The sequence below is a fragment of the Robertmurraya korlensis genome, from assembly GCF_023715225.1.
Classification (GTDB): domain Bacteria; phylum Bacillota; class Bacilli; order Bacillales; family Cytobacillaceae; genus Robertmurraya_A.
Window position 1 is genome coordinate 37801 of the sequence record NZ_JAMBNS010000013.1, and the last position, 20228, is coordinate 58028.

Consider the following 20228-nt stretch of genomic DNA (forward strand, 5'->3'; position numbering starts at 1 on the left):
ACAAGTAATTGTTCCTCTCGACATTATTTTCTTTTAAAAGATACTTTTCCGATATTCATCTTGGCAAATACAACCGTTAAGATGAACGGTACAACGATCGCAACAACCATGGCAATTGCGAATGTTAGCATATGTTGTGGCTGGATCGAAAGAATTCCAGGAAGACCACCAACACCAATAGAGTTCGCCATTACATTGCTTCCTACTGAGATAACTGCCGCAACCATAGAACCAATCATGGCAGCTAGGAATGGGAAACCGTATTTCAGGTTAATACCAAACATGGCTGGCTCTGTTACACCCAGATAACAAGAAATCGCTGCAGGTATAGATACTTGCTTTTCTTCTTCGTTCTTTCTGTTAATATAAATCATCGCTAAAACAGCAGAACCTTGAGCAATATTTGATAAAGCGATCATTGGCCAAAGGTTTGTTCCACCAAGCTCACTCATTAACTGTAAATCAATAGCATTCGTCATATGGTGTAAACCTGTAATAACAAGTGGTGCATAAGCAAATCCAAATACAGCTGCAAATAACCAGCCCACTGCAGAAGTTAAGCCAGAGTATACAACGTCAGAGATGAAAGATCCAATTGCCCAACCTAATGGTCCAAGTACGGTATGTGCAATTAATACCGTTGGTACAAGGGCAAAGAATGGAACAACAATCATGGAAATTGCATTCGGAACGACCTTACGTAGTTTTAGTTCAAGGAATGAAAGAACTAAACCTGCTAAAATCGCTGGTATTACCTGTGCTTGGTAACCAATCATATCTATTTTTGCAAAACCAAAATCCCAGAATGGTACTTCAGTTGCATTAGCTACACCATAAGCATTCAATAGCTGTGGTGATACAAGTGTAATCCCTAATACAATCCCTAAAATTGGAGTTGCTCCCATCTTTCTAGCAACGGCCCATGTAATCCCTACCGGTAAGAAGTGGAATATTGCTTCCCCAATTAACCATAGAAACGCATGAGTTCCTGCCCAAAATTGAGAAATTTCAATCAATGACTTCGTTCCATCCTCGAACATTTTAATGTCACCGATTACATTTCGGAAACCAAGAATAAGACCCCCAACAACGATTGCTGGAATTAATGGAGTAAAGATATCTGCAAGGTGAGCAATCATACGTTGAAGCCAGTTCATATTCTGCTTCGCTGCTTGTTTGGCGTCTTCCTTAGAGGTATCACTTACACCTGCTATTTTAATAAATTCATTATAAAAGGACGATACTTCATTCCCAATAATAACTTGGAATTGTCCTGCTTGAGTAAAGGTTCCTTTTACAAGCTTAATGGACTCAATCTTATCTATATCTGCCTTTTTTGGATCTTTTAATACAAAGCGCATTCTTGTCACACAGTGGGTAACAACGGAAATATTTTCGCTACCACCGATATGTTCAAGCAAGTCTTTTGCCGGTTGAGTATAATTACTCATTCGTATTCCTCCCTGGTAAAAAGTTACCAAATAATTTTATTATGAAACAAATAAGAAAAATAAATTCGCTTACATTTTGAACAACTTGTATATACATGTTTTGTTTACGTTTTCAATTCTAACTTGTATATACATATCTGTCAATCTACTTTTTTAAAAAACTTCGCAAATAAAAAAACGCCCGTATTCGGACGTTTATAGGAGGGAAGGAAAACGGATGGTAACTGTGGTTCCTTCTCCTTTTACACTTTTAAAGCTAATTTTTCCTTTGTAATTCTCTGCAATATTAAAACAAATCATCATTCCAAGTCCGGTCCCTTTACTTTTTAAAGAATAAAATGGAGTTCCCAGAGACTCAATTTCCTTTTCTGTCATTCCTTGGCCATAATCAATCACGTTAATTTCAATCATATCCTTCATTTTTGAAGCAGTCACTATGACTGAATCTCCAATATGTGATGCTTCGATTGCATTTTTAATGATATTAATGAATAACTGTTTCATTTCAATTGTATTAGCAGCCACATAGGAGTCTTCTACAATTTGTAACTCGATTTGATTATCGTGTAATAACCCGTAGGAATGGAGCAAATCAGTTACACTTTGAAGAACCTGTCTTATATTTACCGGTTCTAACTCCTTTTCCTTCGTTGGCTTTGCAATCGATAAAAATTGCGAAATGACCAGTTCCGCTGTATTCAGCTCATCTACCATTAAATGAAAATGCTTTTTCAATTCCGTATCAACCTCATTGGATTGCTCGTAAAACTGTAAAAATCCTTTAACAACTGTCAAAGGATTTCTGATTTCATGAGCAACTGCAGCTGCAAGTTGTCCAGTCGTCTTCAAACGCTCTGCCTGTTTTATTTGTTGAAAATATAGTTGTTGTTTCTTTAACCGACCATAGGATATATAAAAAATAAAATAAATGATGGCTTGACTACCAAAGAAATTGATGATATTTCCGACCAGATCCTCCTGGATATAAGAATAATGGATCCCTTGATCAACAAGTATGATATATACAAACGTCATTAAGATAGCAAAACTATTAAGTGCGAGTGAAAAGTAAAAGAGTTTTGGATCAAAAAATAAGATAGATATAGCTGGTATAAAGCATAAAAAGATAAAGTTGGACCATGTATCAGGGTATATAAAGAATAGCGAGTAAAAATACATAAATGATGTAATCATGATGAGCAATCGAAAATAACGAGATGTATATCTCGGGTACACTAATAAACAAATTGCAAAAAACACCAGGAATAACGCATGGAGAGAAAAAGTTACTCCATTCTGATGATAATGTGGATTGTCGACTAACAAACCCATTAACATAATGGTAATAACTGCAGTTATTGTAATATAATATATTTTCTTATTCATTTCCGTATAGTATTCCTTCATACTTACTCCTCTTAAGTCAGGATTGTATTTCGGTTAAAACACTCTTCCTATATACTACCATAATTACCCTTTTGTTTTGATGAAAATTTTAATCAAAAAAAGAGTAGCCGAGATTCTGGCTACTCTTTTTTTAACGTCCTTATTCTCTTATTTGTCCCGTTCCACGAACAATGTACTTGGTAGAAGTAAGAGCTGGTAAGCCCATTGGACCTCGAGCATGAAGCTTTTGCGTACTAATCCCTATCTCTGCTCCAAATCCAAATTCAAAGCCGTCGGTAAATCTTGTAGAAGCATTGTGATAGAGGGCTGCTGCATCTACTCTATTAAAGAATGCCTCTACACTCTCAGCAGATTCTGAAATAATCGCTTCTGAATGCTTTGATCCATAGCTAGCAATATGACTGATTGCTTCATCAACATGAGAAACCACACGCAGGGCTACTGTTAGGTTTAAGAATTCTGTTTCCCAATCTTCCTCACTAGCAGGAAGTAAATCTTTATCGATTTTTCTTGCCTTTTCATCTGCTCGTATTTCTACCTTTTTCTCTTGTAACGCTTTAATTAAATCCTCTAAATGCTGATCTGCCCATTTTTGATGAACAAGGATCGTTTCTGCCGAATTACACACAGATGGACGCTGAGTTTTCGCATTAACGGCAATATCAATGGCCATTTTATGATTAGCACTTTCATCAATATAAATATGGCAATTTCCCACCCCTGTTTCAAGAACAGGAACGGAAGCATTATTTACAACAGATTGAATAAGGTTTGCTCCTCCTCTAGGGATAAGTACATCTAGGTACTCTGTTAACTTAAACATTTGTGAGGCCGTTTCCCTACTTGTATCTTCGAGTAACTGAACCGCTTGCCCTGGACACTCGCTTTTTTCAAGTGCACGGTGAATAACTGCCACAATCGCTTTATTTGAATGAATCGCAGATGAACTTCCACGTAACAACACCGCATTACCTGTTTTTAGGCAAAGACTTGCTGCATCTACCGTCACATTTGGTCTTGCTTCATAGATCATTCCGACTACTCCAAGAGGAACTCGGACTTTCTCAATATGAAGTCCATTCGGGCGATCCCACCCCTCCAAAATCTCCCCAACAGGATCGGGTAAGGTAGCTACTTGTCTGACTCCTTCTGCCATGTCTTGAATACGTTCTTCTGTTAATTTTAGACGATCAAGGAGATTATCCTCCATCCCAATTTGCCTTCCAGCCTCAATATCCTTCTTATTCTCTTGTAAAATAAAAGGGATGTCCTCTAATAATTGATTAGCTATAAGAAGCAATGCATCGTTTTTCTGCTTGGTGGTACAAAGAGCTAAGCTAGTTGCTAGAGTACTTGCGAGACGTGCCTTTTCTAATAATTCTGTCATCTTTGTTTCCTCTCCTTTGTAAAAGTAACCCAGTTATCTCTATGAATGACTTCAATTCGATTATGCATATTTACTATATTGGCTTCTTTGCTTGAAAGTCCTTTAATTTTGGATAGCTCTTCAACTGTATAATTGATTTGCCCTTTGCCAATTAACTCTCCTTTTTCATTCCATACCTCTACCACTTCACCACGTGTAAAGGAACCCTCAACATGTTTTACCCCTGCTGGCAACAGGCTTTTACCTTGATGAATGACGGCATGCTCTGCCCCCGAATCAATATCAATTCGTCCAGCAATATGTGAATGAATCCCTATCCACTGTTTTTTACTTTTTAAAGACGCCCCAAGGTTATAGCCAATATAGGTGCCATCACCCTTACCAGTAACAATATCTAATAGCTTATCCGTTCCTTCTCCCTTGCCGATAAACACCTTCACACCGACAGACAATGCCGTTTTTGCTGCCTCAAGTTTCGAACGCATCCCACCAGTACCGACCTTTGAACCAGAGCCTCCCGCTACCTCTAACACATCCTCTGTTACCTCAGGGAGGAAATTATACTTTTTAGCATTTGGGTCCTTGCGTGGATTTCCATCATATAAACCATTAATATCTGTAAGAATTATGAGCGTATCAGCATGAATGAACCCACTAACCAAAGCAGAAAGCATATCATTATCTCCAAATGTTAGTTCATCTACCGCAACCGAATCATTTTCATTAATAATTGGTATGACCCCACGTTTCAAAAGCTCGGATAATGTGGAATAGGCATTATTGTATTGTTCTTGTTGGGAAAAATCATTTCTTGTTAGAAGAAGCTGTGCTGACACGATTCCTTCTTTTTGAAACTCTTCAAAATAGCTTTGCATGAGTAATCCCTGACCCACAGCGGCAGCTGCTTGCTTACCAGCAATGGTCACAGGTCTTGTCTGATAACCTAAAACCGAAAACCCTGCAGCTACTGCTCCTGAAGAAATAAGAATCACTTCGTTTCCTTCCTTCTTCAGCTTAGAAAGTGCAGCCACATGCTCTGCAATCTTATTCTTTGATAGTCCACCTTGCGAATTCGTTAACGAACTACTCCCAATTTTTACAACAATGCGCTGTTTGGCCACTTCTATCCCTCATTCTTTTAATTTCTCCGTCTAAATAAAAAAACTCCTCCATCCTTAAAAGGACGGAAGAGTTTATCCGCGGTACCACCTTTTTAGCAGCCCTAAATGGGTTGCCTCTCAAAACCCCGTAACGAGGGGAAACGGTTAGTTTTTGCTAACTGCTCAAGGACAGGTTCTATCTGCCAGCGGTGGCAGGGACTCTCAGCCTAGGCCCCCACTCTCTTTACACATGTACAAGATATACTAATTCCTCTCATCGCTTCTTCGTTCATTTCTTTGCAGAATATTATAAATTCTTCTGACCAACTCGTCAAGAGAATCCTTCATTATTATACTTCCCCTATATTGGCAACAAATTTGTTATCTATAATAACCTACTATGACAAAATATGGTTGTTTTCTCCTCAAAAGGTCTTTTATTCCTATCTCTTCCTTTTGTTACCGATACATTGGTATGATTTTTACACCTTTTTAGCGGTTCTAAACTCTTCTTCTATTTTCATCTATTAATAAACCACACATACCATTTTGTACCATTTTTAAAAAACTAATCATATAGACCCACCTGATTATTTTATTAAAAGGTAGTTGTATCTAAGAGAAATTTGTCGAATATTTTATAAATTAGGACTATATAATCAACTTTATAAACCTAACAATTTTTTAACACCACCTTAACAATAACCATGCTATATTACACCTTAGAGACCCTAAATATCTCAATAATAGAATAAGGATGGGTGGATCGAATGAAACTGCAAAGCAAAAAAAAGGGTAAAAAGATTTTATCTAGCACACTCGCTCTCAGCATGATCGCAGCACCGTTAATACCAACCAATGTACTTGCAGCAAAGCCTTCCGTTGACAAAGTTCAATCAGAAGTTGAACTTCGTATCATGGAGACAACTGATATTCATACGAATCTATTAGACTTTGATTATTACAAAAATGCAGCCGCTCCAAAGTTAGGTTTGGCAAAAACTGCGACACTTGTAAAAGAAGCACGAGCACAGGTAGATAACTCTGTACTAGTAGACAATGGTGATCTTATTCAAGGGACTCCTCTTGGAACTTACAAAGCCAAGATTGACCCGTTAGAGGATGGAGAAGTTCACCCAGCTATTAAAGCAATGAACTTAATGGGTTATGATATGGCAACCCTTGGAAACCACGAGTTCAACTACGGGTTAGAATATCTTGATGAAGTATATGATGATGCGGACTTCTCGTTCGTTAATGCGAACGTTTTTGTAGATGATCATGATAACGACCCAACAAATGATGTCAATAAATATACTCCTTATAAAATTGTTGAGAAAAAAGTAACGGATGAAAACGGCAAAACAGCTGTTATTAAAATTGGTTATATCGGATTTGTCCCTCCTCAAATTAATGAGTGGGATAAAGCAAACTTAGATGGCAAGGTTATTACAAAGAATGTCGTAGAATCTGCCGAACGTTTTGTTCCAATGATGAAGGAAGAAGGAGCTGATGTAATTGTTGCAATGGCTCACTCTGGCTTCAGCAGCAATGAAACAAACACAGAAGATACGGTTTATGCATTAAGTAAGGTAGCAGGCATTGATGCCATAACTTTCTCACACACACACAAGGTATTCCCAGCTGCAAATGAAGCAAGCTTAGATGCTCTATTTAAGGGAGCTGACGGTAAGCCATTGCCTGGAGTTAACAATGCAAAAGGAACTATTAATGGCGTTGCAGCTGTACAAGCTGGTTACGGTGGTGGAGCTTTAGGTATTATCGACCTTACCCTACAAAAGGTAAAAGGAAAATGGTCTGTTGCAGACTCTCAATCTTCAACAAGAGCCATCGATTCAGTAAAGCCAGATGAAAAAATTGTGAAAGCAGTAAAAGCTGACCACGATGCAACCATTGAATATGTAAACACTCCTATCGGAACAACTACCGATGATATTTATAGCTATTTTGCTCTTGTGCAAGATGATCCATCTATTCAAGTGGTGACAAATGCACAAAAATGGTATGTAGAAAAATATATTGGTCTAAACAAACCAGAATTAAAAGATCTTCCTATTCTATCCGTTGGTGCGCCATTTAAAGCTGGACGTAACGGTGTGGATGAATATACAGAAATTAAAAAAGGTGACTTAACGATTCGTAGCGCAGGTGACTTATACCTTTACGACAACACATTAAAAGCTGTGAAGGTCAAAGGTTCTGTTGTTAAGGAATGGATTGAAATGACTGCAGGGAAATATAATCAAATTGATCCTAGTGTAACAACTGCCCAAGAACTATTAAACCCAGCTTTCCCAGTGTATAACTTTGACGTAATTGATGGTGTTTCTTATCAAATTGACGTTACACAACCTGCTAAGTATGGAACAAATGGTGCTCTATTAAACCCTGAATCTAGTCGTGTCGTAAACCTAGAGTACAACGGAGAACCTGTTGACCCCGAGCAAGATTTTATAGTGGTGACTAACAACTACCGTGCTGGTGGCGGCGGTAACTTCCCAGGGCTAAAGGGCAGTGAACTTGTTGTTGATTCAGCAGATGAAAACCGTCAAATTTTAATGGATTATATTTCTGAAGTAAAAGAAATTACACCTACTGCTGATAACAATTGGTCAATCGCACCTATTTCAGGTGATGTGAATGTGACTTTTACAACTTCACCAAAGGCTGAGCAATACATTGGTGAAAATAGCCCATTCTCTTATACTGGCAAAACAGATGGAAAAGGATTTGGTATTTTCAATATTGACCTAAACCGCGGAGTGAAGGTACAGCTTTTAGGTGTAAATGACTTACACGGTCAATTAGATACGGTGACAACCGTTTCTGGTTCCAAAGCTGGACAAATTGAATATACAGCTGGTGCTCTAAAACAAGAAGAAGCAACTAATCCTAATACGTTAATTTTACATGCTGGAGATATGATCGGTGGAAGCCCACTAATTTCGGCCCTTTTCCAAGATGAACCAACGATTGAAGTTCTAGAGGCAATCGGATTTGATGCTGGTACTCTAGGAAACCATGAGTTTGATGAAGGAATTGATGAATTAAAACGTATCATCAATGGTGGAGACCATCCAAACGGTAACCCTGGTTATGACGGGATCAACTTCCCTCTTGTGGCAGCAAATGCTTATGATACGAGAGACGGTGAGTTAATTACTGAACCATATACCGTGCTTAAGACGGGTGGACAAAAGATTGGTGTGATCGGGGTTGTTACTCAAGAAACTCCTTCTATGATTGTTAGAAAAGGCAATGAGACTCTTCAAATTACAGATGAAGTAGAAGCCATTAACAAGTACACAGCTGAATTAAAAGCTCAAGATGTAGAAGCGATTGTTGTTCTTGCACATAATCCAGCTACACAAACAGGCTATACAGATTCCTATGATGCTAGTAAAATCGCAGAACAAGTGAATGATGAAGTAGATGTCATTTTTGCTGCCCACAACCATGTGAAAGTAAACCGTGTTGTTGATAATAAGCTGATTGTACAAGCCTATTCCTACGGTTCTGCATTCTCTGATGTAGACTTAGAAATTGATCCTTTCACAGGAGATATTTTCAAGAAATCAGCAGAAATTAAAACGGTTTTCCAAGATAAATACACTCCAGATCCAAAAGTTGCTGACATTATGAAAAAGTATGCCGCTAAGGTAGAACCTATTAAAGCACAGGTGATAGGACAATCTCTTACGACTCTTGAAAAAGGATACCCAACTGTTGCTAGCCAAAATAGTGATCTACCTCTAGGTAACTTAATCGCTGATGGCATGAAAAAGGCAATGGATTCTGACTTTGCGTTAATGAACGGCGGTGGAGTTCGCTCTCCTCTTGAAGCAGGTGAAGTCACATACGGTGATCTTTTCGCTATTCAGCCTTTTGGTAATGTTCTGAACAAAGTGAATCTAAGTGGTGCCGATTTACGTGTCATCCTGGATGAACAAATTACAGCAAGAGGGCTTGACTACCATATCTCTGGATTCAAGTACACATACACATATGACAATACGTCAAAAACTGGAAAAGTCGTGGATATCACCTTACCAGATGGAACTCCAATTGACCCAGCTAAAGAATATAGTGTGGTTGTAAACAACTATATGTACGGCAATATCAGCACAAGCATCGGAAAGCTTTCTACTGATATGGAAGTAGGAGATGTAGATTTAGATGCGACGGTAAAGTATGTTAAATCATTAACTTCTGCAATCGACTATAAGTCTGAAGGAAGAATTAAAAGAGTAAACTAATACCCTTGCTCTCAGGAGACCATGTTCTCTTGAGAGCTTTTTCACTTTGCTATACGATAGCCCCCTTTAATAGGGGGCATTTATTTTAGCTATTCCAGAACATAAATACGGCAAAGGCAATCACCCATACCATCGGAACTAGATTAAGAATAACGGCAAGCTTCTTTCTTTTTTGATGAAATACCCAAGAAAGGATAGAGCTAACAATAATTGCAACCGGATATAAGGTAATAATTAAGACAAATAAAGAATTATAGAAACCAATCCCTGCATCAAAGCTCATAAAAGACATACCCCAAATAACAAACCAAGGCAGTAAAGATAAAACATATAGGATTTGAGTAATCATTAAAAATAGCTTCACTTGTTTCTCCTCCATAAAAGCTTTTGTCCCTTACTTATTATCAAAATCTTAATATATAAAGAAGTATATTACATGTTTTACCTATGTTATTAATACTTCCTGGGAAATTTTTTAGGAAAATAAATGATCCCTTTATCTAGAAATAGACAAAGGGATCAGGTATGGCTATTTATTCATTTTGGAAAGAAAATCACCTAAAAGACTATCAAGGTCATTCTCATGATCTTGCTCGTCGTCCGTTTCTTCAAGTTCTTCATGGCTGATACTTTCCCAGCTAAAGGCATCTAGATCGTCTTCTGATGCCTCTAGCTCTTTTGAAACGGCTATTTCAGGGATAGGCTCGATGAAATGCGCATCAAGATTAGAATCCTCTTCCTGTAAATATAGTGCTTCAGAGATATCTAGAGCATTACTATTTAAGGACGCGAGCAAGGCAGTGGCTCGAACAGGATCCGTTAACAGCTGGTACATGATACTTCCAAGCAAAGCCTCTGAATGCTCATGCTTTAACCAGTTTCGTTGGGATTTGCTTAATTTATGAGGAATGGGAATCGTGATTGTTTCCTGCTCCCTGGATGAAGACTGGCTTACTCCCTGCATGACAAATTCAGCTATTTTACTAGAAAAATTTCTTCTTTCGGTTTCCTTCAACTTTTGTAAATACTTTAATAAATGGTCTGGTGTATCAGATGGAATTCGAAAGGAGATTGCTTGGCCTCTCTTCACTTCATTGGAAGCTGATCTTTTCATATCATCACCTATGAATTCTTAACTGGTTCTTGGGCTTTCTTAGGCTTTTCAACTTTTCTCACATAATCCGTAATAAGCTTGTAGTAGGCATTAGCCATCATCCAAATACTCTCTTTTTCATCTTCAAAAAATTCAATATTGTAACCATCTAAATTATTATTTAGTGTTTTAATATAATCCTTTAATACATGTGCGCCGCCACCAACAAAATAACATATTTCCGTTTGAGAGTTCTTTTGCCAAATATTCCTTAACAAACGGTATTGTTTCTTGGCCAGCTCCAGTAAGATACGATCCGTTATATCATGAACACTCGTACGACTGCCTTTCACCATAATATGATTACGATCATTTTTTCTGGTGATAATTTCTACAACATCACGACGGCTATCTAACTCGACCCCATGTTTTGTTCTTATTTCTTCTCTTATGGCTTCTAGAGATTCAGAAACGCCTAAATTAAACCCTTGTGCCTTATCATCATCGACATTACGATTTTTAATCACTGCAATATCTGTGGAAAGTCCTCCAATGTCCTGAATAAGAATTCTTTTATCAATTAAATCCTTGTTAATAATCTTCAGCTGGGTATCCATCACAAGATTAATATAAGCCGCAAAACCTTCTGGATATATTTTCACTTCGTTAAATTTAATATTTACTTTTAACCCTTGATACTTAGGTGTCACAAGAAATTCCACTTGGTGGACTGAACCGACTAATTTCGAACGATATCCCGCATCCTTCCCTTCCTTTACTTCTCGTAGTGGAAGGCCCGTCCCAAGCGTGTAATTTGCGTCAATCACTTGTTTTGATCTCGGAAAAACACCTGTATTCTCTTCTTTCACCGCATCCAATGCCAAGGTAGCAAAAAGCATAACCAATGTTTGATCCTCTTCTGATTTGCTGCTTCCCGGGTCCAATTCAGTTGCATTGCTGCTCTTCGTTGCAAGATTTCCTACTCGATAAATGGCATTATTGTCTTTTAAGGCAGGAGAATGAACCTTAATATGAATGCCATCAAAGGGATTTTTACTATCCAATTCCTCTATTCCAATGACTGGCCGATCTTCTGTATCCCGGGCAACAATATTCGGAATATTAATTTCATATTCCATCTCCCCAAAGATGGCTTTAATCGAGTCATTTCCAACATCTACTGCTGCAATTCTAGAGTTTGACATAATAGATCATCCCTTCTCATTTAATAGATTTATAGCTTCTAGTTGCTGAATATTTGTATGTATCTTTCTATTAAAGCGTATAGGAGATTACTAGATTATTCAATGAACCTTACTAAAAAGAAATGAAATTGTAAACCTGTAAACAGCTTGTAAACAAAGGGATTTATGTAAACGCATTTGTAAACAACCACCACAAACACGTACACATATGATTAGACCGGGATGTATACATATTTGTATACATGTAAACACAAATGTATACGAGTTGTTTACATTTAGTAAACATGTATACGACTTTTGTAAACAAAGATTTTATGTTAGATGAACACCCAAAACATTCAAAAAGGTCCTACTATATGTAAGACCTAATTGCATTTTTTTATTTATGATTTGTAATAAGGAGGAACACGTAGCCATTCCTTCTGCTCTAAGTATTGTTTTACTTGTAGCCCTGAAAGTGTCTTTTTCATAATAATCTTTGAAAACAGTAACCCAACATCTGCTCGTATGGACTCCGTAAGCCCTCTAGCAGCATATGTAACTCCAGCAGCTAAATTATAAGACAGCAAATTTGCCAGTTCCTCATCATTTAATTTTGCCCCCTCCGGAATATCACGAAAATCACCTACTGGCTTTTCAGGTGTACATTGTGGGAGTGGAACTCCTTCCTTTTTCAAAAATTCTCTTAACTCGTCTCTGATGGGAATATGTAAATTCTCCTTTGAATCCAAGATGATTCTTTTTAGTTCCTCATCCTGAGCTAGATTGTACCCAAGTTCCTGGTTGCGCAAAGTAGTTTCCGTACCTAATAAGAAAAACCATAAATTCGAGACTTCCATTACATTTAATGGCTTTTTTTCTCCATCTAAAAATGGTTCAAATGTGTCATGAATCACCTCAAAAAGATTCATCTGATAACCCCTCCAGGCAGTCAATTCCTATAGTAGTATCATGACCATTCATTTAGTAATCATACTAATTGAAGTATTTTTCAAATAGTTTTTCTCCTGTACGTGTCGCTAATGCCTGTGTCGTAAGAGTCGGGTTTACTCCACCTAACCCGTTAAAATGAACACTATTATCAGCAATAAATAACTGTTTCACCTGGTAAGCTTCACCATTAGAATCAACTACAAACCCCATTCTCATGGTGCTTTCCAAATGAATCATGATTCCTGCTGGCCAGTTAGATGAGATTATTTCTTTCGCCCCTGCTTTATGCAAAACATAAGTAGCCATTTTCATCAGTTCTTTTCTTTTTTTTATAGATTTTTTCGTAGGAGTATAGCTCAAGATAGGTACTGGGCCATGTTCATCACTAACCGTAGGGTGGAGGTTCACTCCATTTCTCTGATCAACCTCATCGTCTGTAATGATTAGGATATTCAACGTTTTTCTGTAATTTACCATTAGATCCTTTAATTTGCTTCCAACAAGTTGATGATGAAATTCCCATTTGGACTGTTCTTTTTGATAAATACTCCACCCAAATTGACTAATTCCATAGGAAAGAGAAGCTGTTAGTCCTGGGCTCATTCCAGCCGTTTGCAACGAACCAAAGCCAGGAAAATCAAATCTTGCACCACATGTATGTCCAATAAAAGGATTGATGTCAGTCTCCCCTAAGATAGACATAAGGTCTTTTTCATTAAAAATACCCGTTACCCAGTCCATATAGTGGTTTGTTAACCCCTTACCGACCCATGGATTTTCCGGGAGATTAGAATTTAACCAAAGTCGTGGGCTCTCTATACTACCTCCAGCAAGAACAACCACCTTTGCTCTTAGTTCTTCCTCTTCTCCTGTCCAAGTATCTCTAATACGAACTCCGGCCGCATGTAATTCTCGTGAATAACTGGTATCTGTTAAGATTTTTATGGTAAACGAATTAGGTCTAATCGTGACATTTCCAGTACTCAAAGCCAAAGGGATATAACTAACGTTGGTTGATCTCTTTGCAACCTTTTCTACGGAAGGTCCATGTGGGCATCCATTTATACAATGACCACAAAGGGTGCACCCTTCCATCCACGATAATTGTTCAAGTGAAACATTTATATTGTTAAGATCTTTATTTACAGGTAAAATTGCGTTGGGCTGTGGACGATAGCCCGGACTGGTAACGTTTAAGGTTGCATTAAGGTTCCACCCCGCTCTTTTTGCTCCGAAATAAAATAATTCTTCCTTTGCCGTTGTTGGGGCAAAGTGAACTGGCAATGTGGCTTCTACCTTTTCATAATAAGGAATGAGCTCTCGATAAGAAAGTGGCCAAAATTGGTCGATGGCTGATGGAAACGCACGAGGAGAATTTGCTGTATAATGCTGTGTGGATCCTCCCACCCCTGCACTTTGCCAAATAATTTGCTTATGTGGCGCTAAGCGAATCCATGGTGCTCGATCTCTATTTGCTGGGCCCCATCGAAATCTACCTGTAACCAAATTGTTCATATTGTCCTCATACTTGTTCATTTGTTGCCTATATAGAGTAATATCTAAATCACTTTTTTCGGAACTTTCTTTATCCCCAGATGGAAGATTGGGATTGGGCCATTTTTGATTTCCGTACCACGGGCCTGCTTCTACAATTAGTACTTTTAACCCCTTTTCCCCAAGTTCCTTCGCTATCACTGCACCACCACCTCCAGCACCAATAACTATAACATCTGGATTAGACATGATGATTTCCCCCTTTGTTCGGAACACCTAATAATAAACCACGGAGTTTTCGATATCCAAAAGCTGGTCCTGGGTATTTTGTTTGAATCCACCCCATTGGAAAATACTCGATTCGTTTATATTCAGGTCGATTGAATCGAGTTGAGCCATATCCAGTCCATTCCGAGTAATAGCCCAAAAACGTAAGCTGGGTTATCGTATTCTTCATACTTTGGGTCAAACCTGGATTATTGGTAAAAGGTTCTGGCAAACTTTCCAAAGGGACTTCTAGTCTTTCTAGCAAGTTGATAGCCCTTAGTCTCTCACTACGTGACAGAGTAGAGAACACCCCTTCCCTAGGAAACGCTGACATACGGTAAGAATACCTTCCTTTTTCTAAGTACATTAGTTGGATAGCAGCCATGTCTAATAAACTAGCTGTCTGCTTTGAAAAAGGGATCGTTTCTCCTTGATTTATAGTAGATGGCAAAGTCTGATCCAAAACCGCTATAACATACCCATAAATCACTTCATCCATTGGAGGAGCCTGAAGAATGGCGTCCACTGCAGCTTTGATGGTGATCACGGTATGAGAATCATGAATTTCACTGTTTAAAGGTTTGATCATGTCCTTCCCCCCTACAACCAAAATCCCCATCCTCTAATTTTATTTGGAAATTTGAAAGGATAGACTACATAATTTGAGGAAGCAAAAAAACCTGCACCTTCTAGGTACAGGTTTTACTTTTGGAATTTACTCAAATGTCCCTTTTATTAAAGGAGAACCTTGTGCCACCATTATTTGACCCTTTGCAATGACTGATTGAATGGTTAATGTTTCTTTATCTAAAATGACAAGGTCTGCATCCTTCCCCTTTTGAATATTCCCTTTTTGAGATAGTTTGAGAACTTGGGCTGGATTTGATGTGATCACTTGGAGTGCTTGCTCTAGAGGGACTTTTTCCTGTATTACCGCATCCCTTACTTCCCGGAATAAAGAATCTGTTTTCCCCACTTTTAGTCCTTTAAATTCACCCATTTCATCAAAATAAGGAAGACTTGCCTGCCCATCTGATGAAAAAGTAATACTGCTAATGGGGATGTCTTTTTCGAGCATTAATCTTAATCCAGTCGAACACTTCACTTCCCCCTCTTCTAAAAATTGAGGAATGGTGCTAGTGGTAAAGTCAACATACCCGCCCTTCTTTGCATACGTAATACCCGCAGCAAATAACTCCTTATTACGATTAATATGAGTAGGGTGGAAATGTCTTGCAGGAATTTCAGTTTTCTCGATAATTTCTTCTAGCAATGACAGTTTTTCCACTCCGTCGCCCACATGGATTTCTACAAGTCCAGCTTTCCCAGATAAAATCCCACCATTTCTAGCTGCTGTGGCAATTTTCACTATTTCTTCAAACGTAGGCTGAGAGGAACGATGATCAGAAATGGCAATTTCTCCAACACCAATAATTTTGTCAATTAAGATTAGATCGTCTTCAATTCTTGTGGTTAATGTCTTGACTGGTACTTGATAAGAACCCGTATGGATATAACAGGTCACACCTTCTTCATCTAGTGCCCGTGCCTTTGCTAAAAGGCTTTCCATTCTCCGGGTTGTTCCATCCGTTCCCAGTACACCCACTAGGGTTGTTACACCAGACATCGTTATATCGGTTAACATAATTTCGGGGGTTCTTGTTTTGAAACCACCTTCTCCTCCACCACCAATAATATGAACATGAGAATCAATAAATCCAGGAACGATAAATTGACCAGATGCGTCAATCACTTCAATAGGAACAAAAGAAGTAGGAATGTTTATGTGCTCTTCTATAAAAGCAATTTTATCGTCTGCAATGAGGATATCCCTTACACCGAGATAGTTTGGTGCATAAACCTCACCGTTTTTTATTAACTTTAACAAAGTTTTTCACTCCTAACTGTCAGTCCATACGAGCTAAAATGGCCCATAACCAATAAAATGGGCAATTACCACAGCTACTAAACCAATCAAGTATTGAATAAATACTAATGGCAACACCCATTTAGCCCATTTTGTCCATGGAATACCTGCGATAGCTAGACCAGCCATTAATGTACCTGCTGTTGGAAAAATAATATTTCCAATTCCATCTGCAAATGAAAAAGATAACACGGCGGTTTGTCTAGTGATGTCTAATAAATCAGCAAGCGGTGTCATAATAGGCATAGTTAACATCGCATGGCCACTTCCAGATGCTAAAACGAAATGAATGATAGCTTGAAAATTATACATCCCAATTACACTTAAATAAGCCGGTACATCTTTAATGGCTTCAGATATTCCATACAACATGGGGTCAACAATAGAACCCTCATTTAAAACAACAAGCGTAGCACGAGATAACCCAATAACAAGTGCTCCTCCAATTAATGCCGCAGAACCACTTGTAAAAGAGCTTACTAGCTTATCAACGGATAATCTCCCTATTAACCCAATAATAACCGTTAAAGCTACGAATAATGCAGCGATTTCTGTAATATACCATTGGTATTTAATAACCCCAAATGCCAAAACCACATAGTTTAAAAGAAAGGCTGAAACAATTAATTTATGCTTCGCTGTAAACTTAACAGACGTAGACACTAAATCCGATGCACTTTCCTTTGAGTAATTCCCATAGAACCCAATCTCAGGATTTTTCTTTACCTTCATTGCGTACCGATACACAAATATTACAGAAACAAGATAGACAATCACAAACAGAATTAGTCGATACCCCATTCCTGAAAACATAGGTAACTCTGCAATTCCTTGAGCAATTCCAACAGTAAATGGATTCATAACAGCTGTTGTAAATCCTGCTGAAGCCCCTAATATCACCATTGCTGTACCAGTAATGGTATCAAAACCTAGTGCTAAAGCTAAGGGGATAAGTAGCGGAATATAAGCGAGTGTTTCCTCTGCCATGCCCATTAATGACCCACCTATAGCAAAGAATAACATCATGACCGGAATCAGTAGCTTTTCCCTTTTTGTCAGTTTATTGGCCATTGTTTGGATTAATACATCAACGGTTCCAGTTGCACTTAATACGCCAAAAAAACCTCCGATAATTAGAACAAAGAAAATAATATTAGCTGCTTCTACCATTCCAGTATGAATAGACTGAATCATATCAAACGGGCCCACAGGAGTTGCATCCTTCCACTGAAAGGTATCAGGGTCTACAACAGTACGTCCATCTACTTCTACGCGAGTATATTCACCCGCTGGGACGATATAGGTTAGAATCGTAGATACCAATAATATTCCTAATAATAAAGCAAAAACATTAATCTTTCTTTGTTTCTTAGTGCTTTGTTTCCCCGGTGAAACGATTACAGAATTCTTTAACTGTTGACTCATCCATTTATCCCCCTTTTTAATTTAAACACTTACCATTCAATTCTAAAAATTTCAGAATTAGTCTGGTCATATACTTTAATGCAAGTAATGTGCCAGAAATGAAAGCCCTTTCTTACTGCCGTTTTATTATTTTAATCCTTTATTATTTGGTTGTTTTTGACCTTAATTGGGTTTACTATTAAACCAATTAAGTGTATAAGGAGTGTTTTTATGAGAAAACCTTGTATTACTTTAATCGCAGGAGGTGCAACAACAAAAAAAGTGTTGCAAGGCCAACTTCAACAATTACTTGGTGATTATATTGATGTAAAAAGCTATGCAATGGATGAAGAAATCCCCTCTCTTTTAAGGGAGCCGTTACTTCTCTTTTCATCAGAAGTAGTGAAACAGGAAGCTTTTGAGAAGTTAGAAATACAATGTGAGCATTTCTTTGTTGGAAAACGTATGATTCACCATGAATATATTGACCAGCTGTTGAAGATCCCTGAAAATAAAAAAGTTCTTTTAGTCAACGATAATTTTTCAGAAACCACAGAATTTATTGAGTCTTTATATCAGCTTGGTATCAACCATATTCAATTTGTCCCTTTTCAAATAGGACAATTGTATTATGAAGATATTGACACAGCAGTCACACCTGGAGAACCTCATCTTTGCCCACCCTTTATTCCAAATCTTATTGATGTTCACGTTCGACTTTTTGATATGACTACCATTCTAAAACTTGTAGATTACTGTCACCTACATACTGATATTTCGTCTCGGATATCAGAAAGATACATCCGTAATATCGTAGAATTACATAAGAAATTATTAAGTGCTGATCAAAAAACAAAACTGTTGAACGATCATTTACAAAAGGTCGTTGATTCCGTTGATGACGGTGTATTGGCGGTTAATTCACAGCAAGAGCTTACCGTTTTTAACCACCATTTAGAAGCATTATTTCAACTTTCTTCACAAAATATCTTGCATAAACCAATAGGAAGCCTTCTTCCCTCTGAGATTGTTGATTTTATCCTACAAGGGACTGAGAGTAGTAAATTTTTCACCATCAAAGGGGTAGAAATGGTGATTTTCCGCTCTCAAATGAGTATAGAAAATACCATTGTTGCTACCTTTAAAAGTGTAAATCAAGCATTTGAGATTGAAAAAACAGCTCAACGACAGTTAAAAAAGAAGGGTTTATATGCAAAATATGATTTACAAGACATTATTGGAAATGATAATCAAATTTTACAGTGTAAAGCCATAGCTAGAAAACTAGCTAAGTCAGAACACCCCGTTTTTATACAAGGAGAAACTGGAACTGGAAAAGAGCTATTTGCCAATGCGATACATCTCCAATCACCGAGAAAATACGGACCATTTTTGGCTGTTAATTGTAGTGCATTAACCGAGAGCTTGTTAGAAAGTGAATTATTTGGATATGAAGATGGCGCTTTTACAGGGGCAAAAAAAGGAGGAAAAAAGGGATTATTTGAGTTAGCGGATAATGGAACCCTCTTTTTAGACGAGATTGGAGATATTAGCCTTACCGTTCAAGCCCATTTATTAAGGGTTCTACAAGAAAATGAGATTCGTAGAATAGGCGGAGATACAATTATTCCCATTAATGTTCGAATCATTGCTGCTACTAATAAGAATTTACACGATAAAATACAAGCAGGTACGTTTCGTTCTGATTTATATTATCGTCTTCATGTTCTAACCTTTTCAATCCCTCCTTTAAGAGAGAGAAAAACGGATATCCCCTTACTTGTTGATTCTTTTATCAAAAAACATCGGTTAAATATAAAAATCGAGAATCAGGTAATGAATCTCCTTTTACAGCATGATTGGCCGGGGAATATCCGTGAATTAAAGAGTGTGGTTGATTATATGCTTACGGTATGTGAAAATCATCTCATAACAGCAGATGACATTCCCATCAATGGTCTAACCCCTTCTATAACACCAGATCGTTCAAGCTTGAATCTAGTTGAAAGTAATCTAGAACAGGACGAGTATTTGTTTATTTTAAATGCAATCAAAGTATGCAATGATTCTGGAAAAGCAGCTAGTAGAGAATGGATTTCTACATTTAGTAAAGAATCTAAATATTACCTATCTCCTCAACAAGTTAGAAAACGACTTGATTTCTTAGAATCTCAAGACTTAATCATTAAAGGGAGAGGGAGAGCTGGTACAAAAATAACCTCAAAAGGTGTAAATCTCCTCTCTTCTTACATTAGTCAATAGTAATAACAATTCTTCTGTAGG

General features: G+C 37.7%; 14 protein-coding genes and 1 other annotated feature. Of the genes, 2 read left to right on the top strand and 12 right to left on the bottom strand.

The window, feature by feature from the left end; all coding sequences use genetic code 11:
- Window positions 1-23: 23 nt before the first annotated feature.
- From treP to proB, 4 genes are all read right to left on the bottom strand, one after another.
- On the bottom strand, window positions 24-1451 hold the full coding sequence (gene treP / locus M3175_RS20110) for a PTS system trehalose-specific EIIBC component (protein WP_251522921.1): 1428 nt from the start codon (window positions 1449-1451) through the stop codon (window positions 24-26).
- Between the two features lie 195 nt (window positions 1452-1646).
- Complete coding sequence (locus M3175_RS20115; RefSeq protein ID WP_251522924.1) at window positions 1647-2858, bottom strand: ATP-binding protein; 1212 nt, start codon at window positions 2856-2858, stop codon at window positions 1647-1649.
- A 139-nt stretch (window positions 2859-2997) separates the two neighbouring features.
- Entirely contained in the window at window positions 2998-4245 is a 1248-nt protein-coding gene (locus M3175_RS20120) for a glutamate-5-semialdehyde dehydrogenase (RefSeq protein ID WP_251522927.1), read from the bottom strand.
- Window positions 4242-5366: a glutamate 5-kinase gene (proB, locus tag M3175_RS20125; RefSeq protein WP_251522930.1), complete on the bottom strand. Its 1125-nt coding sequence runs from the start codon at window positions 5364-5366 to the stop codon at window positions 4242-4244. Before proB ends, M3175_RS20120 begins: the two co-directional genes overlap by 4 nt.
- A gap of 55 nt (window positions 5367-5421) precedes the next feature.
- Window positions 5422-5632, bottom strand: a binding site (T-box leader).
- A 483-nt stretch (window positions 5633-6115) separates the two neighbouring features.
- Here proB and M3175_RS20130 point away from each other — a divergent pair.
- The gene (locus M3175_RS20130) at window positions 6116-9622 is read left to right on the top strand and encodes a bifunctional 2',3'-cyclic-nucleotide 2'-phosphodiesterase/3'-nucleotidase (RefSeq protein WP_251522933.1); all 3507 of its coding nucleotides are present in this window, start codon (window positions 6116-6118) and stop codon (window positions 9620-9622) included.
- An 85-nt stretch (window positions 9623-9707) separates the two neighbouring features.
- Here the strand turns inward: M3175_RS20130 and M3175_RS20135 are convergent, their stop codons facing one another.
- The 8 genes from M3175_RS20135 to M3175_RS20170 all read right to left on the bottom strand — a co-directional run bounded on the left by M3175_RS20135 (window position 9708) and on the right by M3175_RS20170 (window position 17966).
- Entirely contained in the window at window positions 9708-9986 is a 279-nt protein-coding gene (locus tag M3175_RS20135; RefSeq protein WP_251522936.1) for a hypothetical protein, read from the bottom strand.
- A gap of 165 nt (window positions 9987-10151) precedes the next feature.
- The gene (locus M3175_RS20140) at window positions 10152-10736 is read right to left on the bottom strand and encodes a hypothetical protein (RefSeq protein WP_251522939.1); all 585 of its coding nucleotides are present in this window, start codon (window positions 10734-10736) and stop codon (window positions 10152-10154) included.
- Window positions 10737-10744: 8 nt separating this feature from the next.
- Window positions 10745-11920, bottom strand: coding sequence for a ParM/StbA family protein (locus tag M3175_RS20145; RefSeq protein ID WP_251522942.1), 1176 nt, complete (start codon window positions 11918-11920; stop codon window positions 10745-10747).
- Window positions 11921-12303: 383 nt separating this feature from the next.
- A complete protein-coding gene (locus M3175_RS20150; RefSeq protein WP_251522944.1) occupies window positions 12304-12831 on the bottom strand; it encodes a DUF3231 family protein in 528 nt (175 codons plus the stop codon).
- 64 nt (window positions 12832-12895) lie between these two features.
- Window positions 12896-14596 carry a GMC family oxidoreductase N-terminal domain-containing protein gene (locus M3175_RS20155; RefSeq protein ID WP_251522947.1) on the bottom strand — a complete coding sequence of 567 codons (1701 nt, stop codon included), beginning with the start codon at window positions 14594-14596 and terminating at the stop codon, window positions 12896-12898.
- Window positions 14589-15203 carry a hypothetical protein gene (locus M3175_RS20160; RefSeq protein WP_251522950.1) on the bottom strand — a complete coding sequence of 205 codons (615 nt, stop codon included), beginning with the start codon at window positions 15201-15203 and terminating at the stop codon, window positions 14589-14591. Before M3175_RS20160 ends, M3175_RS20155 begins: the two co-directional genes overlap by 8 nt.
- Window positions 15204-15329: 126 nt before the next feature.
- Window positions 15330-16502 carry a beta-aspartyl-peptidase gene (iadA, locus tag M3175_RS20165; protein WP_251522953.1) on the bottom strand — a complete coding sequence of 391 codons (1173 nt, stop codon included), beginning with the start codon at window positions 16500-16502 and terminating at the stop codon, window positions 15330-15332.
- Between the two features lie 33 nt (window positions 16503-16535).
- The gene (locus tag M3175_RS20170; RefSeq protein ID WP_251522955.1) at window positions 16536-17966 is read right to left on the bottom strand and encodes a YfcC family protein; all 1431 of its coding nucleotides are present in this window, start codon (window positions 17964-17966) and stop codon (window positions 16536-16538) included.
- 210 nt (window positions 17967-18176) lie between these two features.
- Between M3175_RS20170 and M3175_RS20175 the strand changes: the two genes are divergently transcribed.
- Window positions 18177-20207, top strand: a complete 2031-nt coding sequence (locus M3175_RS20175) for a sigma-54 interaction domain-containing protein (RefSeq protein ID WP_251522957.1) — start codon at window positions 18177-18179, stop codon at window positions 20205-20207.
- Window positions 20208-20228 lie beyond the last annotated feature (21 nt).

Bases quoted from the DNA above. Each gene is read 5' to 3' on its own strand.
- M3175_RS20155 (WP_251522947.1), bottom strand. From the start codon at position 14,596: ATGTCTAATCCAGATGTTATAGTTATTGGTGCTGGAGGTGGTGGTGCA.
- M3175_RS20170 (WP_251522955.1), bottom strand. From the start codon at position 17,966: ATGAGTCAACAGTTAAAGAATTCTGTAATCGTTTCACCGGGGAAACAA.
- M3175_RS20175 (WP_251522957.1), top strand. From the start codon at position 18,177: ATGAGAAAACCTTGTATTACTTTAATCGCAGGAGGTGCAACAACAAAA.
- M3175_RS20150 (WP_251522944.1), bottom strand. From the start codon at position 12,831: ATGAATCTTTTTGAGGTGATTCATGACACATTTGAACCATTTTTAGAT.
- treP (WP_251522921.1), bottom strand. From the start codon at position 1,451: ATGAGTAATTATACTCAACCGGCAAAAGACTTGCTTGAACATATCGGT.
- M3175_RS20145 (WP_251522942.1), bottom strand. From the start codon at position 11,920: ATGTCAAACTCTAGAATTGCAGCAGTAGATGTTGGAAATGACTCGATT.
- M3175_RS20140 (WP_251522939.1), bottom strand. From the start codon at position 10,736: ATGAAAAGATCAGCTTCCAATGAAGTGAAGAGAGGCCAAGCAATCTCC.
- M3175_RS20120 (WP_251522927.1), bottom strand. From the start codon at position 4,245: ATGACAGAATTATTAGAAAAGGCACGTCTCGCAAGTACTCTAGCAACT.
- M3175_RS20130 (WP_251522933.1), top strand. From the start codon at position 6,116: ATGAAACTGCAAAGCAAAAAAAAGGGTAAAAAGATTTTATCTAGCACA.
- M3175_RS20115 (WP_251522924.1), bottom strand. From the start codon at position 2,858: ATGAAGGAATACTATACGGAAATGAATAAGAAAATATATTATATTACA.
- M3175_RS20160 (WP_251522950.1), bottom strand. From the start codon at position 15,203: ATGATCAAACCTTTAAACAGTGAAATTCATGATTCTCATACCGTGATC.